This is a genomic window from Burkholderia metallica (assembly GCF_001718555.1).
Taxonomy (GTDB): domain Bacteria; phylum Pseudomonadota; class Gammaproteobacteria; order Burkholderiales; family Burkholderiaceae; genus Burkholderia; species Burkholderia metallica.
Genome location: NZ_CP013402.1, coordinates 404,305 through 420,578 on the forward strand (window position 1 = coordinate 404,305; position 16,274 = coordinate 420,578).

At 68.4% G+C, this 16,274-nt stretch carries 15 protein-coding genes; 12 read left to right on the plus strand and 3 right to left on the minus strand.

Features of this window, described 5'->3' with window-relative positions:
• Nucleotides 1-46: 46 nt before the first annotated feature.
• Both WJ16_RS17730 and WJ16_RS17735 read right to left on the minus strand, forming a co-directional pair.
• Nucleotides 47-1,459, minus strand: a complete 1,413-nt coding sequence (locus WJ16_RS17730) for a 3-deoxy-D-arabino-heptulosonate 7-phosphate synthase (RefSeq protein ID WP_069258374.1) — start codon at nucleotides 1,457-1,459, stop codon at nucleotides 47-49.
• A 280-nt stretch (nucleotides 1,460-1,739) separates the two neighbouring features.
• The gene (locus WJ16_RS17735; RefSeq protein ID WP_069258375.1) at nucleotides 1,740-2,501 is read right to left on the minus strand and encodes a 2-keto-4-pentenoate hydratase; all 762 of its coding nucleotides are present in this window, start codon (nucleotides 2,499-2,501) and stop codon (nucleotides 1,740-1,742) included.
• A 485-nt stretch (nucleotides 2,502-2,986) separates the two neighbouring features.
• On the opposite strand from WJ16_RS17735, the gene WJ16_RS17740 reads away from it, so the two are divergent.
• The 7 genes from WJ16_RS17740 to WJ16_RS17770 all read left to right on the plus strand — a co-directional run bounded on the left by WJ16_RS17740 (nucleotide 2,987) and on the right by WJ16_RS17770 (nucleotide 10,076).
• Nucleotides 2,987-4,222 (plus strand): ABC transporter substrate-binding protein, encoded by a 1,236-nt coding sequence (locus tag WJ16_RS17740; RefSeq protein ID WP_167375383.1) that lies wholly within the window; start codon nucleotides 2,987-2,989, stop codon nucleotides 4,220-4,222.
• A 70-nt stretch (nucleotides 4,223-4,292) separates the two neighbouring features.
• Nucleotides 4,293-5,162, plus strand: a complete 870-nt coding sequence (locus tag WJ16_RS17745; RefSeq protein ID WP_069258377.1) for a carbohydrate ABC transporter permease — start codon at nucleotides 4,293-4,295, stop codon at nucleotides 5,160-5,162.
• Entirely contained in the window at nucleotides 5,159-6,061 is a 903-nt protein-coding gene (locus WJ16_RS17750; protein WP_069258378.1) for a carbohydrate ABC transporter permease, read from the plus strand. The genes WJ16_RS17745 and WJ16_RS17750 overlap by 4 nt, the downstream gene beginning before the upstream one ends.
• Nucleotides 6,062-6,065: 4 nt before the next feature.
• Nucleotides 6,066-6,851: an SDR family NAD(P)-dependent oxidoreductase gene (locus tag WJ16_RS17755; protein WP_069258379.1), complete on the plus strand. Its 786-nt coding sequence runs from the start codon at nucleotides 6,066-6,068 to the stop codon at nucleotides 6,849-6,851.
• Nucleotides 6,848-7,993 (plus strand): galactonate dehydratase, encoded by a 1,146-nt coding sequence (gene dgoD, locus WJ16_RS17760; RefSeq protein ID WP_069258380.1) that lies wholly within the window; start codon nucleotides 6,848-6,850, stop codon nucleotides 7,991-7,993. The genes WJ16_RS17755 and dgoD overlap by 4 nt, the downstream gene beginning before the upstream one ends.
• A 31-nt stretch (nucleotides 7,994-8,024) precedes the next feature.
• Nucleotides 8,025-9,104 carry an ABC transporter ATP-binding protein gene (locus WJ16_RS17765; protein ID WP_069258381.1) on the plus strand — a complete coding sequence of 360 codons (1,080 nt, stop codon included), beginning with the start codon at nucleotides 8,025-8,027 and terminating at the stop codon, nucleotides 9,102-9,104.
• A 66-nt stretch (nucleotides 9,105-9,170) separates the two neighbouring features.
• Nucleotides 9,171-10,076 (plus strand): SMP-30/gluconolactonase/LRE family protein, encoded by a 906-nt coding sequence (locus WJ16_RS17770; RefSeq protein WP_069258382.1) that lies wholly within the window; start codon nucleotides 9,171-9,173, stop codon nucleotides 10,074-10,076.
• Nucleotides 10,077-10,098: 22 nt separating this feature from the next.
• Here WJ16_RS17770 and WJ16_RS17775 read toward each other — a convergent pair whose 3' ends face one another.
• Nucleotides 10,099-11,094: a LacI family DNA-binding transcriptional regulator gene (locus WJ16_RS17775; RefSeq protein WP_226243673.1), complete on the minus strand. Its 996-nt coding sequence runs from the start codon at nucleotides 11,092-11,094 to the stop codon at nucleotides 10,099-10,101.
• Nucleotides 11,095-11,401: 307 nt separating this feature from the next.
• Here WJ16_RS17775 and WJ16_RS17780 point away from each other — a divergent pair, with 307 nt between their 5' ends.
• The 5 genes from WJ16_RS17780 to WJ16_RS17800 all read left to right on the plus strand — a co-directional run bounded on the left by WJ16_RS17780 (nucleotide 11,402) and on the right by WJ16_RS17800 (nucleotide 16,274).
• Nucleotides 11,402-12,523 (plus strand): porin, encoded by a 1,122-nt coding sequence (locus WJ16_RS17780; protein ID WP_069258383.1) that lies wholly within the window; start codon nucleotides 11,402-11,404, stop codon nucleotides 12,521-12,523.
• Between the two features lie 61 nt (nucleotides 12,524-12,584).
• Nucleotides 12,585-13,703, plus strand: a complete 1,119-nt coding sequence (locus tag WJ16_RS17785; RefSeq protein WP_069258384.1) for a 2-dehydro-3-deoxygalactonokinase — start codon at nucleotides 12,585-12,587, stop codon at nucleotides 13,701-13,703.
• Nucleotides 13,700-15,445: a right-handed parallel beta-helix repeat-containing protein gene (locus WJ16_RS17790; RefSeq protein WP_069258385.1), complete on the plus strand. Its 1,746-nt coding sequence runs from the start codon at nucleotides 13,700-13,702 to the stop codon at nucleotides 15,443-15,445. Before WJ16_RS17785 ends, WJ16_RS17790 begins: the two co-directional genes overlap by 4 nt.
• A 139-nt stretch (nucleotides 15,446-15,584) precedes the next feature.
• The gene (locus WJ16_RS17795; RefSeq protein WP_069258386.1) at nucleotides 15,585-16,067 is read left to right on the plus strand and encodes a universal stress protein; all 483 of its coding nucleotides are present in this window, start codon (nucleotides 15,585-15,587) and stop codon (nucleotides 16,065-16,067) included.
• Nucleotides 16,068-16,082: 15 nt separating this feature from the next.
• Nucleotides 16,083-16,274: a DUF2964 family protein gene (locus WJ16_RS17800; protein ID WP_069258387.1), complete on the plus strand. Its 192-nt coding sequence runs from the start codon at nucleotides 16,083-16,085 to the stop codon at nucleotides 16,272-16,274.

Sequence of the window (16,274 nt, forward strand, 5' to 3'; positions counted from 1 at the left end):
GCGGGCAGCGCGTTGCGGCTGCCATGCGGCGGCCCCGTTTCGTGCGTCACGCGTAGACGCTGCTCGCCACGCCGCCATCATCGACATCGTCGATCGCGGCCCGCAAGTCGTCGATCGCCACCATCAATTCGCGAACCTGCCGCAACGACGGGTACTGATGCAGCACGGCATGCCATTGAGGCAGCGTCAGCAGCGCGTGCCAGACGACGCCCAGGCCGTCCGGGTCGGCATCCGGCCGCTGCGCGAGCGCGCTCGCGTATGCGAGGCTGGCTTGCGCCGACAGCAACTGCATCCGGCTCGCGGCGCCCAGCAGGCGCGGCGTCGCGTCCGCGGACGCGTCGCAGCAATAGAGCACTTCCCGGGGCAGCGTGGCGTCGTCGGTCGTCAGCGCGCGCAGCGACGCGCCGTGCACGCGTACCGTGCCCTGGTGCGTCTCGAACGCATAGATCGTATCCGGGTCGGCCTGCGCGAGCAGGGTCAGGCCGCGCAGCAGCCGCGGCAGATCGGTCGTCGCGGCATCCGCGGACGCCTTCGCTTCGACGAGGAAGCGCACGTTCCATGCGGGTGCCGGGTCGTCGTCGCGCGGGCGTTCGAGCAGGACCGCGTCCCATTCGGTTTTCGCGCGATCGTGCCGGCCCGGTATCGACGACGGCACGCGCATCGACGTCACCACCCGGTACGTGCGGCGCGCGTCGACGGCGTCGAGCCGGCGGCCCAGCGCGTCGAGCGCGTGCGCGGCCAGCGCTTCGACGGCGGCGCCGCGCCGCTGCGACGCGACGCCCTGCGCGACGGCGACCGTGCTGCCTTCTAGCGGACCGTGGCGAACCCAGAGCGCGCGATAGCGGCGCACGTGCTCGTCCGCGGCCAGCGCGTCGACGCGCAGCATGCGTGCGAGCGCGGGGCTGTCTTTCAACTTGATGATGTCCTGCTCGAATGCGGCGTCGCTCGCCATGTCGGGCAGCGCGAGCAACTGCCGCAGCGTGTCGTGCAGGTCGGCCCACGACGCGGCGGTGGCGGCCGCATGCAGCCGCGCGAGCCCGTCGCGTTGCCACGGGCGGGCGCTGCGCTCGAGCTTGGCCGGGTGCGCGATCGCGTTGACGGCCGAATGCAGCGCGCGGCGGTCCTGTTCGGCGTGCGCGGTCAACGACGCGTATTCGCGCACGCTCGGCGCATCGTGTCGCAGCACCGCGGCCTGGAAGGCGGGGTCGCCGCCGTGCGGATCCATCGCATCGCGGATCATCCGTGCGAGCGCGTCGATGAAGCGCTGCCGCAGTGCCGCGCCGGGTGTCTGCCCGTCGCTGCGCGTCCGGCGCGCTTCCTCGATCACGATCGCCAGCGTGGCGGCCGGGTTCGCGGCGTCGGCCGGCGACAGCGCGCGGTCGAGCGGCGGCAGCCGGTAGCGGCGTGCGACGGTGCGCAGGGTTTCGTCGAGCAAGGCGGGAAGCGGTGTCAGCGACATGTTCGGGATCGGCGTGAATGCGGTGCGCGGGCGCGGCGGGGCGGGCCGGAGCGAGCGACGATGTACAACGGTATCACGCCGGCACGGGCGGGGCCGCGCATGTCGTTGCGAAGGGGCGGATGCCTAGGCCTGCGGCATCAGTCGGGCGCAATGTCCTTGGTCAACGTCTCGATGGTCAGGTTCGCGTCTCGCGGGCAGCCGACGCGGGCGCGTCACGCTGTGATCAGTGCTCAGCGATCAGCAACCCGACCTGCTCGGCGATGCCCGCGCACCGCGCCCGTCACGCCGTCAACGTCACCGACAGGCTCCCAAGTTCGCCGAAGCGGACCGTCAGCGCATCGCCGAGCGGCACCTCGATCGCGCCCGCGTACGAGCCGGTCGTCACGATCTGCCCGGCACGCACCGGATCGCCGCGCGACGCGAGGAAATTGACGAGCCACACCAGCGGCTTGAGCGGATCGCCGTCCGGATGGCGGCCGTCGATCGTGCGGTTCAGCGCGCCTTCGAACGACAGCGCCAGCGTCTCGAGCGGCACGTTCAGCCCGTCGGGTACGACCGGGCCGACACACAGCCCCTGGTTGAATTGCCCGTCGGCCAGCAGCTCGAACTTCGATGCGCGCGTGGGTTCCGCATAGCGACAGCCGAGCACTTCGAGCACGATGCGCACTTCGCGGATCGCGTCGCGTACGGCCCGGTCGTCGTACGGCCGTTCGCGCGCGGGCAGGTCGCGGTCGAGCACGAACGCGATTTCCGGTTCGATCCGCACGATCGGGCCGCCGACGACGCGGTACGGCGCATCGGCCTCGCGGATCGTCGACGCGAAGATCGGCGCGAGGATCACGCGGTCGGGCGGCGGCAGCGCGCATTTCCAGCCGCCGACGGGTTCGCCGAGCAGGTCGATCACGCGCTGCTGGATCGCGAGCGCGTCCTCCACGTTCTCGGGACGCAGCGCATCGGGCAGCAGCGGGCCGGGCGAGCCGGCATGGCGGGCGGCGACGAGATGCTGGGCGGCGCCGTCCACGCGTTCGGTAGTCGTTGTCATGTCGGTTGAGCGAGTTGGAAGTGGAGCCCGCAAAAAGGGGCCGGACGAAAGTCGCACATGCGATGATAGCGCGCTTCGGCGGGACGGCTGTTCTGTGTCCGTCGAGGGTGGAAGCGGCAGCCTGGGCGCTTGCGCACCATCATCGTCTTCGCGAATTTTCCGTAAATCTGGATAGACACGCGTTTTTCCCTAAAACAACGATTCCTTCGATCCGGATACCGGAACGAACCTTCCATCGTCGTCCGGTCGCGTACCGGCGAACCTCGGGCGCGCCATCCCGTACGCCTCGGGATATCCCCTAGACGATCGCTTCATGTCCGCGCTTGCAAGCCGGGCACGTTGTGCGACACAATAGGGAAAGCGCTTTCCCAAATAAATCGGACGACGGGGACGCGCGGGCTTCCAGCGCGACGGATCGCGGCCGCCTTGCGTGCCGCATGCCACTGGCCGAGCGCAACGACTCAACAACGACGTGGAGACAGCAGATGTTCAACAGGCTTCGGGCGGCAACTTTCGCAGTCCTTTCAGTGTTGGCGGCGCAGGTGTGCGCCGCGCCGGTCACGCTCGACGTGACGGGCTGGAAGGGCGGCGGCGCCGAGCCCGCCAACATGGCGGTGCTGATCGCAAAGTTCGAGAAGGAAAACCCCGACATCAAGGTCAAGTTCGAGTACATGTCGCGTAACGACACGACGACGGTCGTGTCGTCGCGGCTGCAGGGCGGCAACGGGCCCGACGTGCTGATGGTCGACCGCGAGCTGATGCGGCAGTGGCAGGGCGCGCATCAGTTGCTGGACCTGAGCGGCGAGAAGTGGGTGCCGACGATCTGGCGCGGCGTGCGCGCGCATGCGCAGGTCGGCGGCAAGACCTACATGCTGCCGATGGAGCTGGTCGGCATCGGCCTGTTCGCGAACCTCGACCTGCTCAAGCGCGCGGGCGTCGCGTCGGTGCCGACCGACGTCGACCAGCTGAAAGCCGCGTGCGGGAAGCTGGCGGCGGCCGGCATCACGCCGATGTTGCTGCCCGCGAAGGAAGGCTGGGCACCCGCGGCGCTCGTGATCGCGTCGGGGCTCGCGGTCGGCGGCGGCGACGCCGATGCTCGCGCCGAATCGTTCGTCGGCGCGGGCAGCGCGCGTTTCGCGGCCGATCCGGCGTTCAGGCAGTCGATGGCCGCGCTGAAAGTGCTCGCCGACGCGAAGTGCTTCGCGCCGCGCCTGAACGATGGCGTGAGCGCATGGAGCACGGGGTTGACCGAGTTCCAGGCCGGTCGCGTCGCGATGATGCCGCAGGGTGCGTGGAACATCGCGAAGTTCAGCGCGACGAAGGGGCTGGCGTTCCAGTTCGCGCCGCTGCCGGCGCTCGTGCCCGGCAACGGGCCCGTCGCGCTCGACATGCTCGGCACCGCGTGGGCGATCAACGCGGCGTCGCATCAGGCCGACGCGGCGAAGAAATGGCTCGCGTTCTGGGCACGCCCCGACAACGACCGCCAGTTCCTCGACGCGGAAGCCGGGTTCAGCCCGTTCGAGGGCGGTGCCGACGCGATGCCGCCGCAGGCGCAGCCGTATTCGGTCGCGCAGAAGAACGGGCATGTCGTGCTGTATCCGAAGGGCGTGTGGACCGGAACGCTGTTCACGGCGATCTGGAATTCGATGTCCGCGTATTTCCTCGACATCGGGCAGGACCCGGCGAAGCTGCTCGCGCGGTGGGATGCGGCCGCACGATGAACCGCGTATCCGCTGACATTTCCCGCGCCGCGCGATTGCGCGCGGTGCGGTTCGACGAAGGAGGTGCCCGATGAAGCGCAACCGGACCTTGCTGTGGTGCGCCGTGCCGGCGCTCGCGCTGTATGCGTTGCTGAGCCTGTATCCGCTGTTCAAGGCAGCGCGCATGAGCCTGACGGATTTTTCCGGCGTGGGCGATGCGCACTGGATCGGGCTCGCGAACTACGCGGCGGCGTTTCGCGATCCCGCGAGCCTGCATACGCTCGTCGTCACGTTCGCGTATGCGGCGATCGTCGTGATCGTGCAGAACGGGCTCGGGCTGCTGTTCGCGGCCTTGCTGTTCTCGCTGCCGCGGCTGCGCGGCGCGCTGCGGGTCGGGCTGCTGGTGCCGAGCATGTTCTCGGCGGTGATCGCCGGCTTCGTGTGGGAGTACCTGTACTCGCCGCTCGGCGGCGGCATCAACGAACTGCTGCATCTCGTGCGTCTCGACGCGCTGCAGCAGGTATGGCTCGGCGATCCGTCGGTCACGTTGCCGGCCGTCACGGCCGTGCACGTGTGGATGTACGTCGGCTATTCGACCGCGATCTTCCTGGCCGGCTACCTGAACATTCCGTCCGAACTGCACGATGCCGCGAAGCTCGACGGCGCGAACGCATGGGTGCGCTTCACCCGCATCGACCTGCCGCTGCTCGCGCCGGCGTTCACCGTGAACATCACGCTGAGCACGATCGGCACGCTGAAGACCTTCGAGCTGCCGCTCGTGCTGACCAACGGCGGCCCCGACGGCGCGACGACCACGCTCGGGCTGCAGATCTTCCACAGCCTGTTCAACGACTACAAGTTCGGCTTCGCGAGCGCGCTGTCGATGATCATGCTCGCGATCGTCGTGGTGGTCGCGACCACCCAGAACACGATCCTGCGCCGCCGGGAGGACAACCTGTGAACGTCATCCGTCAACGCTTTCACGCGGACCATCCGTCCGCCGGCACGTCGGGCGGCGGGCTGCGCGCGGGCGCGCTGCTGCGCCGCGTACCGGGCTTCGCGCGGCTCGTTGCCGCAATCGCGATCGTCGCGATCGTGCTGCTGCCGACGATCTACATGGTGCTGATGTCGCTGCGCACCGGCGACGACATCATCGCGCGCCCGCTCGGGCTGCCCGATCACGTGTTCTTCGGCAACTACGCGGCCGTGTTCACGCAGATGAACTACTGGCGCAGCGTCGCGAACACGATCGGCATCACGCTTGCGGTCACGTTCCTCGTCGCCATGCTGTCGTCGCTCGCGGCCTATCCGCTGGCGCGCGTGAAGGGCAGGCTGTCGAACGCGGTCTACATCGTGCTGACGCTCGGTCTGACGATCCCGATGTTCGTCAGCCTGACGCCGCTCTACGTGCTGTTCCGCGACCTGCACCTGCTCAACACGTACCTCGGCGTCGTGCTCGCGTACACGGTGCAGAGCCTGCCGCTCGGCGTGTTCTTCTACACGAGCTTCCTGAAGCGGATTCCGCTCGAACTCGAGGAAGCCGCGGTGATGGACGGCTGCAGCCAGCTGCAGGTGTACTGGTACATCGTGCTGCCGCTGTTGCGGCCGATCACCGGCACGCTCGCGATGTTCGTCACGCTGTCGGTGTGGAACGACCTCGTCTATCCGCTGCTGTTCCTGACCGACTCGTCGAAATTCACGATCACGGTCGCGGTGTTCCGCTTCATCGGCACCAACGACATCGATCCGACCAAGCTGTTCCCGGCCGCCGTGATGGGCACGCTGCCGCTGCTCGTGCTGTTCTTCATTCTCCAGCGCAGGATCGTCGCGGGCATCACGGCCGGCGCGGTCAAGGGGTGACACCATGAATCCATTCGAATCGCTCGACGGCCGCGTGGTCGTCGTCACCGGCGGCGGCGATGGCATCGGCCTCGGCGTCGTCGAAGTCCTCACGCAATGCGGCGCGCAGGTCGTGGTCGCGGAGAAGAACGCCGCGCGCGCCGATGCGGTGCGCGAACGGCTCGGCAGGCGGGACGCGCTGTTCGTCGAAACGGACGTCGCCGATCCCGCGAGCGTGGCTGCGCTGTTCGACCGCGTCGATGCACGTCACGGCCGGCTCGACGGGCTCGTGAACAATGCGGGCATTACGCTGCACGGCCCGTTCGACACATTCTCGCTCGACGACTGCGACCGCCTGTACCGCACCAACCTGCGCGCGATGTTCCAGTGCGCGCAGCTCGCGGCGCCGCGCATCGCGCGCGCGGGCGGCGGCGCGATCGTCAACATCGCGTCGAATCACGCGGGCGCGAGCGTGCCGGGCTTCGAGATGTATGCGGCGACCAAGGGCGGCATCGTCGCGATGTCGCGTGCGATGGCGACGAGCCTCGCGCCGCAGCGCATCCGCGTGAACACGCTGAGCCCCGGCTTCACGCTGAACGCGCCGATCGGCGCGGCGCTCGAGCGCGATCCCGCGCTGCTCGACGCATACCGCGCGCTGCATCCGGCGCAGCGCATCAACGAGCCGGCGGATATCGGCCGGATTGCCGCGTTCCTGCTGTCGGACGCGGCGATCGGCATCGCCGGCGCGGATCTCGTCGCCGACAACGGCATGTCGGCATTGCTGTTCAACCGCACCCGTTCCTCCTCATGAAGATCACCGAAATCGAAACATTCGCGGTCGCGCCGCGCTGGCAGTTCGTGAAGGTCAGCACCGACGAGGGCCTCGCCGGCTGGGGCGAACCGATCGTCGAAGGGCGCGCGGCCACCACGGCCGCCGCCGTGCACGAACTCGCCGACTACCTGATCGGCCGCGATCCGCGCCACATCGAGGATCTGTTCCAGGTGATGTATCGCGGCGGCTTCTATCGCGGCGGCCCGATCCTGACGAGCGCGATCTCGGGCATCGAGCAGGCGCTGTGGGACATCAAGGCGCGCGCGCTCGGCGTGTGCGTCTACGACCTGCTCGGCGGGCCGGTGCGCGACAAGGCGCGCGTCTATGCGCACGTGAAGGGCGACACGCCCGACGAGATGGCCGCGAACGCGCGGCAGCTCGTCGAGGCCGGCTATACCGCGCTGAAGATGGGCGTGGTCAACGCAACCGACTGGATCGAATCGCCGGCGGCAATCGATCGCGCGGTCGCGCGTTTCGGCACGGTGCGCGATGCGATCGGCAAGGACGTGGGGCTCGGCATCGACTTTCACGGCCGCGTGCGCCGCCCGGTTGCGAAGGCGCTCGCGAAAGCGCTCGCGCCGTTCGATCCGATGTTCTACGAGGAATTGCTGCTGCCCGAGCACAACGACGCGCTGCGCGAAGTCGCGCGCGACTGCGCGGTGCCGCTCGCGACCGGCGAACGGCTGTTCACGCGCTGGCAGTTCAAGGAATTACTGCAGGAGGGCGTCGTCGACATCGTGCAGCCCGACGTGAGTCACACGGGCGGCATCTGGGAGCTGCGCAAGATCGCGGCGATGGCCGAAGCGTACGACGTCGCGGTCGCGCCGCATTGCCCGCTGGGGCCCCTGACGCTCGCGGCGTCGCTGCAGATCGATTTCTGCACGCCGAACGCGTTCATCCAGGAGCAGTCGACCAATGTGGCCTATCACGACGACAACGCGATGTATGCGTACACGCGCGGCATTCCGTTTGCGTTCGACGCGGGTTACGTCGCGCGCCCGGATGCGCCGGGGCTCGGCGTCGAGATCGACGAGGACAAGGTGAGGGAGGCCGCCGCAACCGGGCACCGCTGGCGCAACCCGGTGTGGCGTCGCGAGGACGGCTCGGTCGCCGAATGGTGAGCGGCAACAACGGACGAGGAGAAACGCAATCATGGCAAGTGTGTCGCTCAAGCAGATCCGCAAGCGTTATGACGACGGCGCGGATGTGATCAAGGACGTCAGCCTCGACATCGAGGACGGCGAATTCATGGTGTTCGTCGGCCCGTCGGGCTGCGGCAAGTCGACGATGTTGCGGATGCTCGCGGGGCTCGAGGAGATCACGTCGGGCGACCTGCTGATCGACGGGCGCCGCGTCAACGACGTGCCGGCCGCGAAGCGCGGGCTCGCGATGGTGTTCCAGAACTATGCGCTCTATCCGCACATGACGGTGTTCGAGAACATGGCGTTCGGGCTGAAGCTCGCGGGTGTCGACGCGGCCGAGACGCGCACGCGCGTCGGGCAGGCGGCCGAAGCGCTGCGACTGTCCGCGCTGCTCGAGCGCAAGCCGAAGGCGCTGTCCGGCGGCCAGCGGCAGCGCGTCGCGATCGGTCGCGCGATCGTGCGCAAGCCGGGCGTGTTTCTGTTCGACGAACCGCTGTCGAACCTCGACGCGGCGTTGCGCGGCGGGATGCGGCTCGAACTCGCACGGCTGCATCGCGAGCTCGGCAGCACGATGATCTACGTGACGCACGACCAGGTCGAGGCGATGACGCTCGGCGACCGGATCGCGGTGTTCAACGGCGGGCGCATCGAACAGGTCGGCTCGCCGCTCGCGCTGTACGAGCAGCCGGCGAACCACTTCGTCGCGTCGTTCCTCGGCTCGCCGTCGATGAACTTCCTGCCGTGCCGCGCGCACGGCGGCGTCGACGCCCCGCGCTTCGACGTGCCGGGCGGCTCGCTCGCGGTCGCGCCGGATGCCGCGCGCGCATGGCCGTCGGGCTCGCTGCAGCTCGGCATCCGGCCGGAGAATCTCGCGGTCGGCGCGCCCGGCACGGGGCTCGACGGCCGTGTCACGCACGCCGAGCATCTGGGCGACGCGACGATCGTCTATGTCGAGCTCGCAGGCCACGATCGGCCGCTGTCGGTGCGGCAGAACCGCGACGCGTATGCGGTCGCGGCCGGGCAGCCGGTCGGCGTGCGTGTCGACATGCGGCACGCGCACTTTTTCGACGACGCGGGCCGCGCGCTCTGAATCCGGCCGGCAGGTTCCGCCCGCCGCACCGGGGGCGGCCGAACGCATGCATAAGACAGAACTTCGATGACGACAGTAAAACTGGTACAGGGCGCGAACGCGATCCTGGGTGAAGGCCCGCTCTGGTGCGAACGCTCGGCGTCGCTCTACTGGATCGACATCAAGCGCACCGCGCTCTACCGCTACACGCCCGGCCACGGGCAGACGGGCTTCTGGTTGCTGCCGGAGCTGGCCGGTTGCGTCGCGAGTGTCGACGACGGCCGGCTGCTCGTCGCGCTGAAAAGCGGCCTGCACCTGTTCGATGCCGCGCACGGTACGCTCGAACGGCTGGCCGACGCCGCGCATGCGCGGCCGTCGCTGCGCTACAACGACGGCGCGGTCGACGCGCGGGGCCGCTTCTGGGTCGGCACGATGGCCGACGACGGCGACGGCCCCGGCGATCTGCATTGCTTCGAGCATGCGCATGCCTCGCGCGTCGCGGTGGCCGGCTTCGCCTGCGCGAACGGGATGGACTGGAGCCCCGACGGCGCGACGATGTACGTGACGGATTCCGGCCGCCGCACGATCATCGCGTACGACTTCGACGTCGCCGCGGGGCGGTTGTCGAACGCGCGGCCGTTCGCGACGTTCGGCGACGCGCGCGGCGTGCCCGACGGGCTCGCGGTCGATGCGCAGGGCGGCGTGTGGTCGGCGATCTGGGACGGCTGGCGGCTGCATCGCTACGCGCCGGACGGCACGCTCGACCGGGTCGTCGAGATGCCGGTGCAGCGGCCGACCAGCGTCGCGTTCGGCGGTGCCGATCGCGCGACGCTGTTCGTGACGTCCGCGTCGGTCAACGTGAGCGCCGACGGGTTGCTGCGCGGGCCGCTCGCGGGCAGCCTGTTCGAGACGCGCCCGGGCGTGGCCGGGCTCGAACAGCATTGCATCGCGCGTGCGTGGCTGGGTGAAGCGCTCGCGGCCGTGCCGCGTTGACCGGACAGCGAGCGGCGCTCGCCTAGCGGCGGCGCGCGTCGCGCGGCCGCACCGTCGATTCGCGCACCACCAGCCGCGCGTCGAGCATCGTGTGCGGATCGGGCGACTTGCCGGCGAGCGCGTCGAGCAGCGTCGTCATCGCGACTTCGCCCGCGCGCTCGGTTTCGGTGTCGATCGACGTCAGCGTGGGTGACGTGAGCTTGCCGAGTTCGAGGTTGTCGAAACCGCACACGGCGACGTCGTGCGGGATCGCGATGCCGAGCCGTTCGGCTTCCTTGATGAAGCCGGCCGCGATCATGTCGTTGTAGCAGATCACCGCGTCGGGCGGCTCGGCCGCCAGCATCACCGATGCGCACACGCGCTCGCCGTCGGCCACCGTCGCACGCGGCACGCTGAAAGTGCGCAGCGGCAGGCCGGCGCGCGCGAGCACCTGCTCGGCGCCGGCGCGGCGTTCGTCGTCGCCGCGCGCGTTCGGCAGGCTGATGTACGCGAAGCGCTGGTATTTCTCCATCAGCAGATGCTGCGCGAGCATTTCGCCCGCGCGGACCGGATCGGAGTACAGCGTGAGCAGCCCGTCGCGTGGCGCGGAACCGACCGCGACCACCGGCTTGCCGAGGCTCGCGGTCCAGCGCAGGTCGTCGTCGGGCATGCTGGTGTTCAGGATCAGCCCGTCGACGCGCCGGCTCAGTTTCGTCAGCGCCGGCCTTTCACCCTTGCGGTTCTCGTCGGCGTCGACGATCAGGACGACGAAGTCGTTGCGCTGCGCGATGCGGTTCACGCCCTTGACCATCGCGGTGAAGTAAGGGTTGAGAATGTCCTGGATCACGACGCCGACGGCGCCCGTCTGGCCGGTGGCCATCGAGCGCGCGAGCGGGTTCGACTCGTAGCCGAGCTCCTCGATCGCTTCGGCAATGCGGCGCTCGACGTCGGGCGAGAAGCGCTTCGTCTTGTTGATGAACTTCGAGACGGTTCCGATGGAGACGCCGGCTGCGGCGGCGACTTCGTTGATCTTGGCCACGATGAAAGTGTGTGTCAGTGCATTTTGCCGGCGAGCATAGCATGCGCGCCGGCGGCGGCGACCGTGCGGCGGCAGCGGGTGCGTGCCGTGCGATCGGACTCGGTAGTATCCCTTGGAGGACTCGAAATTCCTTGAAAAAGCGCAATCGTGCATCGACAATGAAAGCGCTTTCCCTTTCGCGAGCATAGCACGCGCGCAGTCCACTCGAAGCGGAGTGGAAAACGACGCACGACGACCGCCGCGAAATTTTTTTGCAATGGAGGGAAAGCGTTTTCCCTTGTCAGATAACAAGCAGGAGGAGATCTGGATGCGACAGTATGGATGGATGGCGGCGCTCGCTCTGGCGGTGCCGACCGTGGCGCACGCGCAATCGAGCGTTACCGTGTGGGGGCGTGTGGGCGGCGACGTGCAGTACCTGAGCGGCGTGCAGAACGGCCCGCATTCGACGGGCTCGCGCTTCTCGGAAGGCAACGACTGGGGGACGAGCATCCTCGGCATCACCGGCAAGGAGGATCTCGGCGGCGGCAACCAGGCCGTGTTCTGGCTCGAGTCGTCGATCAACGCGGCGAACGGCAACTACGGCGGCGGCGTGCTGTTCCAGCGCGGCGCGTGGGTGGGTTTCAAGAACGAGCGCTACGGGTTTTTGCGGCTCGGGCAGGGTTCGTTCATCAACAGCTACATCTGGTCGTACGATCCGCTGCTCGAGGAGAACTATTCGGTCGAGTCGCTGACGTCGTACCGCAACGGGCCGAAGCTGTCGAACGGGATCCGCTACGAATCGCCGAAATTCGGCGGCTTCTCGTTCGCGCTGCAGGCGAACCTCGGCAACAGCGCGAACGGCTGGTTGCGCGGCTCGCCGAACAACGTGAGCGCGACGGGGCTGTCCGACGGCGCGACGCTCGCTTATACGCACGGCGACTTCGAGGTGCGGGCCATCTGGAACGAGATCCGCAACCAGTACGGTCGCGAAGACAACCTGTTCACCGCGTCGCAGGAAGCGTTCATCGGCGTGCGCGACCGCTTCGGCCCCGCGCTGGTGCAGCTCGGCTATACGCGCTACAGCGCGCCCGACACGCCCGCCGGCCTGTCGCGCACCGCGAACTACTACTGGGGCGGCGTGACCTATGACGCGACGCCGTTCCTGCATCTGCAGAGCGCCGTCTACTCGATGAAGATCGACGCGGGCCAGTGGACCGCCGATCACAGCGGCGAAGGGCGCTCGACGATCATCGGCCTTGGCGCGATGTACGACCTGTCCAAGCGCACGTTCCTGTATGCGACGGCCGCGCATGTGTTCAACAGCGCGGGTGCGAACCTGGGCGTGAACCCGCAGTCGCCGGGGCTCGGCAATGGCAACGGGCTCGGCGCGTCGCCGCTGCCGGGCCATGGACAGACGGGCGTCTACGCCGGGATCGAGACGCTCTTCTGATATCGGCCTGACGAAGCCGTTCCCAGCAACCAATAAACAGAGGAATCCTATGCAAAAAGCAATGCCTCGACCCGATGACGACGCGCTCGTCCCGCGCCTGATCGCACTCGACTGGGGCACCACATCGCTGCGCGCATACCTGATGGCGGGTGCGGGGGCCGTGCTCGACGAACGGGCCGCGCCGAAGGGCGTGATGCAACTGGGCGGCGCGGCCGTCGCGATCGCCGACGCCTGCGATGCGGCGTTCGAGGACGTGTGCGGCGCATGGCTCGATGCATGGCCGACGCTGCCGGTCGTCGCGGCCGGCATGGTCGGCAGCGCGCAGGGCTGGCGCGAGGCGCCGTATGTGGACGTGTCGATCGACGCGGCCCGGCTCGGCGCGTCGCTGCAAACGGTGCGCGCGCGGCGCGGCACGACCGTGCATATCGTACCGGGGCTGATCCAGCGTGGCGAACTGGCGAACGTGATGCGCGGCGAGGAAACGCAGATCGTCGGTGCGTTGCACGCGGGCGGCGCGACGCACGACGCTGCATCGCTTCGCTGGATCGGGTTGCCGGGCACGCATTCAAAGTGGGTCGCCGTGCGCGGCTCGCGGATTGAACGCTTCCGCACCTTCATGACGGGCGAACTGTACGCGCTGCTGTGCACGCACAGCCTGCTCGGCCGCACGATGCAGCCGTCTTCCGGGTTCGCGCGCGACGCATTCGAGCGCGGCGTGCGCGCCGCACAGGCCGGCCATGCGACGGGATTGCTCGCGACGATCTTCGGCAGCCGCGCGCGGTTGCTGGCTGGAGACCTGGCGCCGGTCGAGCAGGCCGACTACCTGTCCGGCGTGCTGATCGGGCATGAGCTGGCGGGGCTCGCCGCGGAAGGCGACGGGCCGGCTGCCGACGCAGGCGCAGGCGTGCCGCGACCGATGCTGATCGGCGATGCCGCGTTGTGCGAGCGTTACAGGCATGCGGCATCGCTGTTCGGCTGGCCGCCCGCCGATACGATCGACGGCGCGGCGGCAGCGGGGCTGTGGGTGCTGGCCGAGCGCGCGGGGTTGCTGGCGGTGTCGTCGTCCCGCGCAGCCGGCGAGCGGCCGAACGATGACGATGTTGTTTCCGCGGCCGGCGGCGCCGGCGCGTTCACACCACCCGGGTCGATCGCCCGGCAACAGGAGGAGGCATCACGATGAACAGACGCAATCTGGTGGCATGCGTATCGGTCGCGCTCGCAGCGTGCGGCGGGGATGGAAGCGGGAGTGCGCCCGCGGCAGGCATCGCGAGTGCGCGGGCAGCCGCGCCGATTCCTGCCGGCGCGTCGGTCTACGTCGACTGCTCGCAGCCGGACGACGGCACGGGTTCTCAGGCGTCGCCGTTCAATCGGCTCGGCGATCTCGCGACGACGATCGGAGCCGGCACGCACGTGTACTTCAAGCGGGGTGCGACGTGCACGGGCCAGTTCGTATCGCAGGGCTCCGGCACCGCATCGGCACCGATCGTCGTGGCGGCCTACGGCAGCGGAACCGCGCGGCCGGTGATCGCCGGCAACGTGTCGGGGCACGGGGCGGCCGGCGCGGCCGTCGCGCTGACGAACCAGGAATACTGGGAAATCCACGACCTCGAAGTGACCAATACGGCTGCCCAGCGTGCGGAGCGCAACGGGATCCTCGTACTGCTGCAGGACTTCCGGAACGGCACCGATGCGAACGGCAACCCGCTCGGCGTCGGCCATCACTACTTGATCGACAACGTGTACGTGCACAACGTCTATGGCAACAACGACGACAGCAACGACCAGAACACGACGCCGGGCGTGACCGGCAACAAGTGGAGCAACGGCATCCAGTTTCGCGTGACGGGTACCGCCATCCCGAACCGCTTCGACGGTGTCACCGTGCAGAACAGCGAGATAGCGACGGTCGACCGCGAAGGGCTGACGACGTGGTCCGACCAGAATTGCCGCACGCAGTTCGGCTGCACGGGCACTCAGAACTGGCTCGCGTCGACGAACGTCGTGTTCAAGGGCAATACGATTCACGACATCGGCGGCGACGGCATGGTGATTCGCGTTGCGCAGAACGCGCAGGCGTACGGCAACCTCGGTTACGACATCGCGATGCGCGCGCTCAACTCGAACGCGGGCTTCTGGACCATCAACAGCGACGGTACCGACTTTCAGTATAACGAAGTGCATCACGTGCGGCGTGGTTCGGGCAACAACGACGGCGAAGCGTTCGATGCCGACTACGGCAACAACAATCCGATCTTCCGGCACAACTACAGTCACGACAACGCGGGCGGCTTCCTGCTGTTGTGCGGCGGTTGCGGCGGAGGCGCCTACACACAGGGCGTCGTCGCACGCTACAACCTGAGCGTGAACGATGCGCGCGAGATCGTGATGGCCGACGGTTCGGGCAAATTCAACAGCGACGGCAGCGTCACCGGGCCGCTGCAGTTCTACAACAACACGATCTACCTGCCGGCCGGATCGAGTACGGCGATCACGGCCACGCAGAGCGCCGGCTACAAGACGGCGATCCAGTTCTCGAACAACATCGTCGACAATCTCGGCACGGGCGCTTACCTGGCGTCGAGCGCGAATTACGTGCCGACGTGGCGCAACAACCTGTTCTTCGGCACGAACCATGCGGGCGATCCGTCGGACGCTACCGAAATCAGCGGCGATCCGCAGTTCGCGGGCCCGCTGACCGACGCGAGCGGCAATTCACCGACCGGCTTCGCCGGCGGTCCGTACGACAATTACGCGGCGCTCGCGGGGTTCAGGATTGCCGCGCAGTCGCCTGCCGCGAGCAAGGGCAGCATGATCGAACTGCCGAGCACGGTCGACCTGTACCAGAATCCGTTGCCGACGAAGTGCGCGCCCGACATCGGCGCGCATCAGGTGACGCCGGTGCCGGCGACGTGCGCACCGTGACGGCGACGCGACGCTTTGCCGCGCCGCCGGCTGCCGGTCGATCTTGATCTCCGTCAACCTCCGAACCCGCCATCAGCCGATGATGGTGACAAGGCCGCGCGCCATGGGACGCGCGGCCACTCACCCCAGCGAGGTTCGCATGTACGAAAAGATCATGGTGGCCGTCGACGGCAGCGCTTCGTCGAAGCAGGCGCTTGCCGAGGCGGTGAAGGTCGCGCTGGCAGGCGACGCGCACGTCAGCGTCGTGTATGTAGTGGACAAGTCGGTGCTGTTCACCTACGCGGGCCGTTTCGACCCGCACGCCCTGGTCGAGGAAATCCGCGACGACGGGCGCAAGGTGCTGCGCGAAGCGGAGCAGATCATTGCGCTTGCCGGCGCGAAGGGCGAGGCCGAACTCGTCGAGACCGAGAGCATCGGCGAGGACATCGCGGAACGCCTGCAGCGCTACGTGAAGGAATGCGGGATCGATCTCGCGGTGGTCGGCACGCACGGGCGGCGCGGGATCCGCCGCGTGCTGCTCGGCAGCGTCGCCGAGCGCTTCGTGCGCGGCTCGAAGTGCCCGGTGCTGCTGATTCGCGGCGACGATGACGACGCAGCGGCTACGGCTGCCGCTGCTGCCTGACGCGAGGGACGCACGATGATACGTCGCCAGTACCGGATCGTCGTTGCGGCGATCGCCGTGTTCGTGTCGCTCGCGGGGATGATGGCCGTGGTGTCGGGGCTGCTGTTCGACAACACGATGGCGCTGCGCGGCGGCGCGATCGCGCTGATCGTCGGCGTGGCCGCCTTCGTCGTGATGCTCAATCCGGGGCCGAAAGGCGAGGCGTGA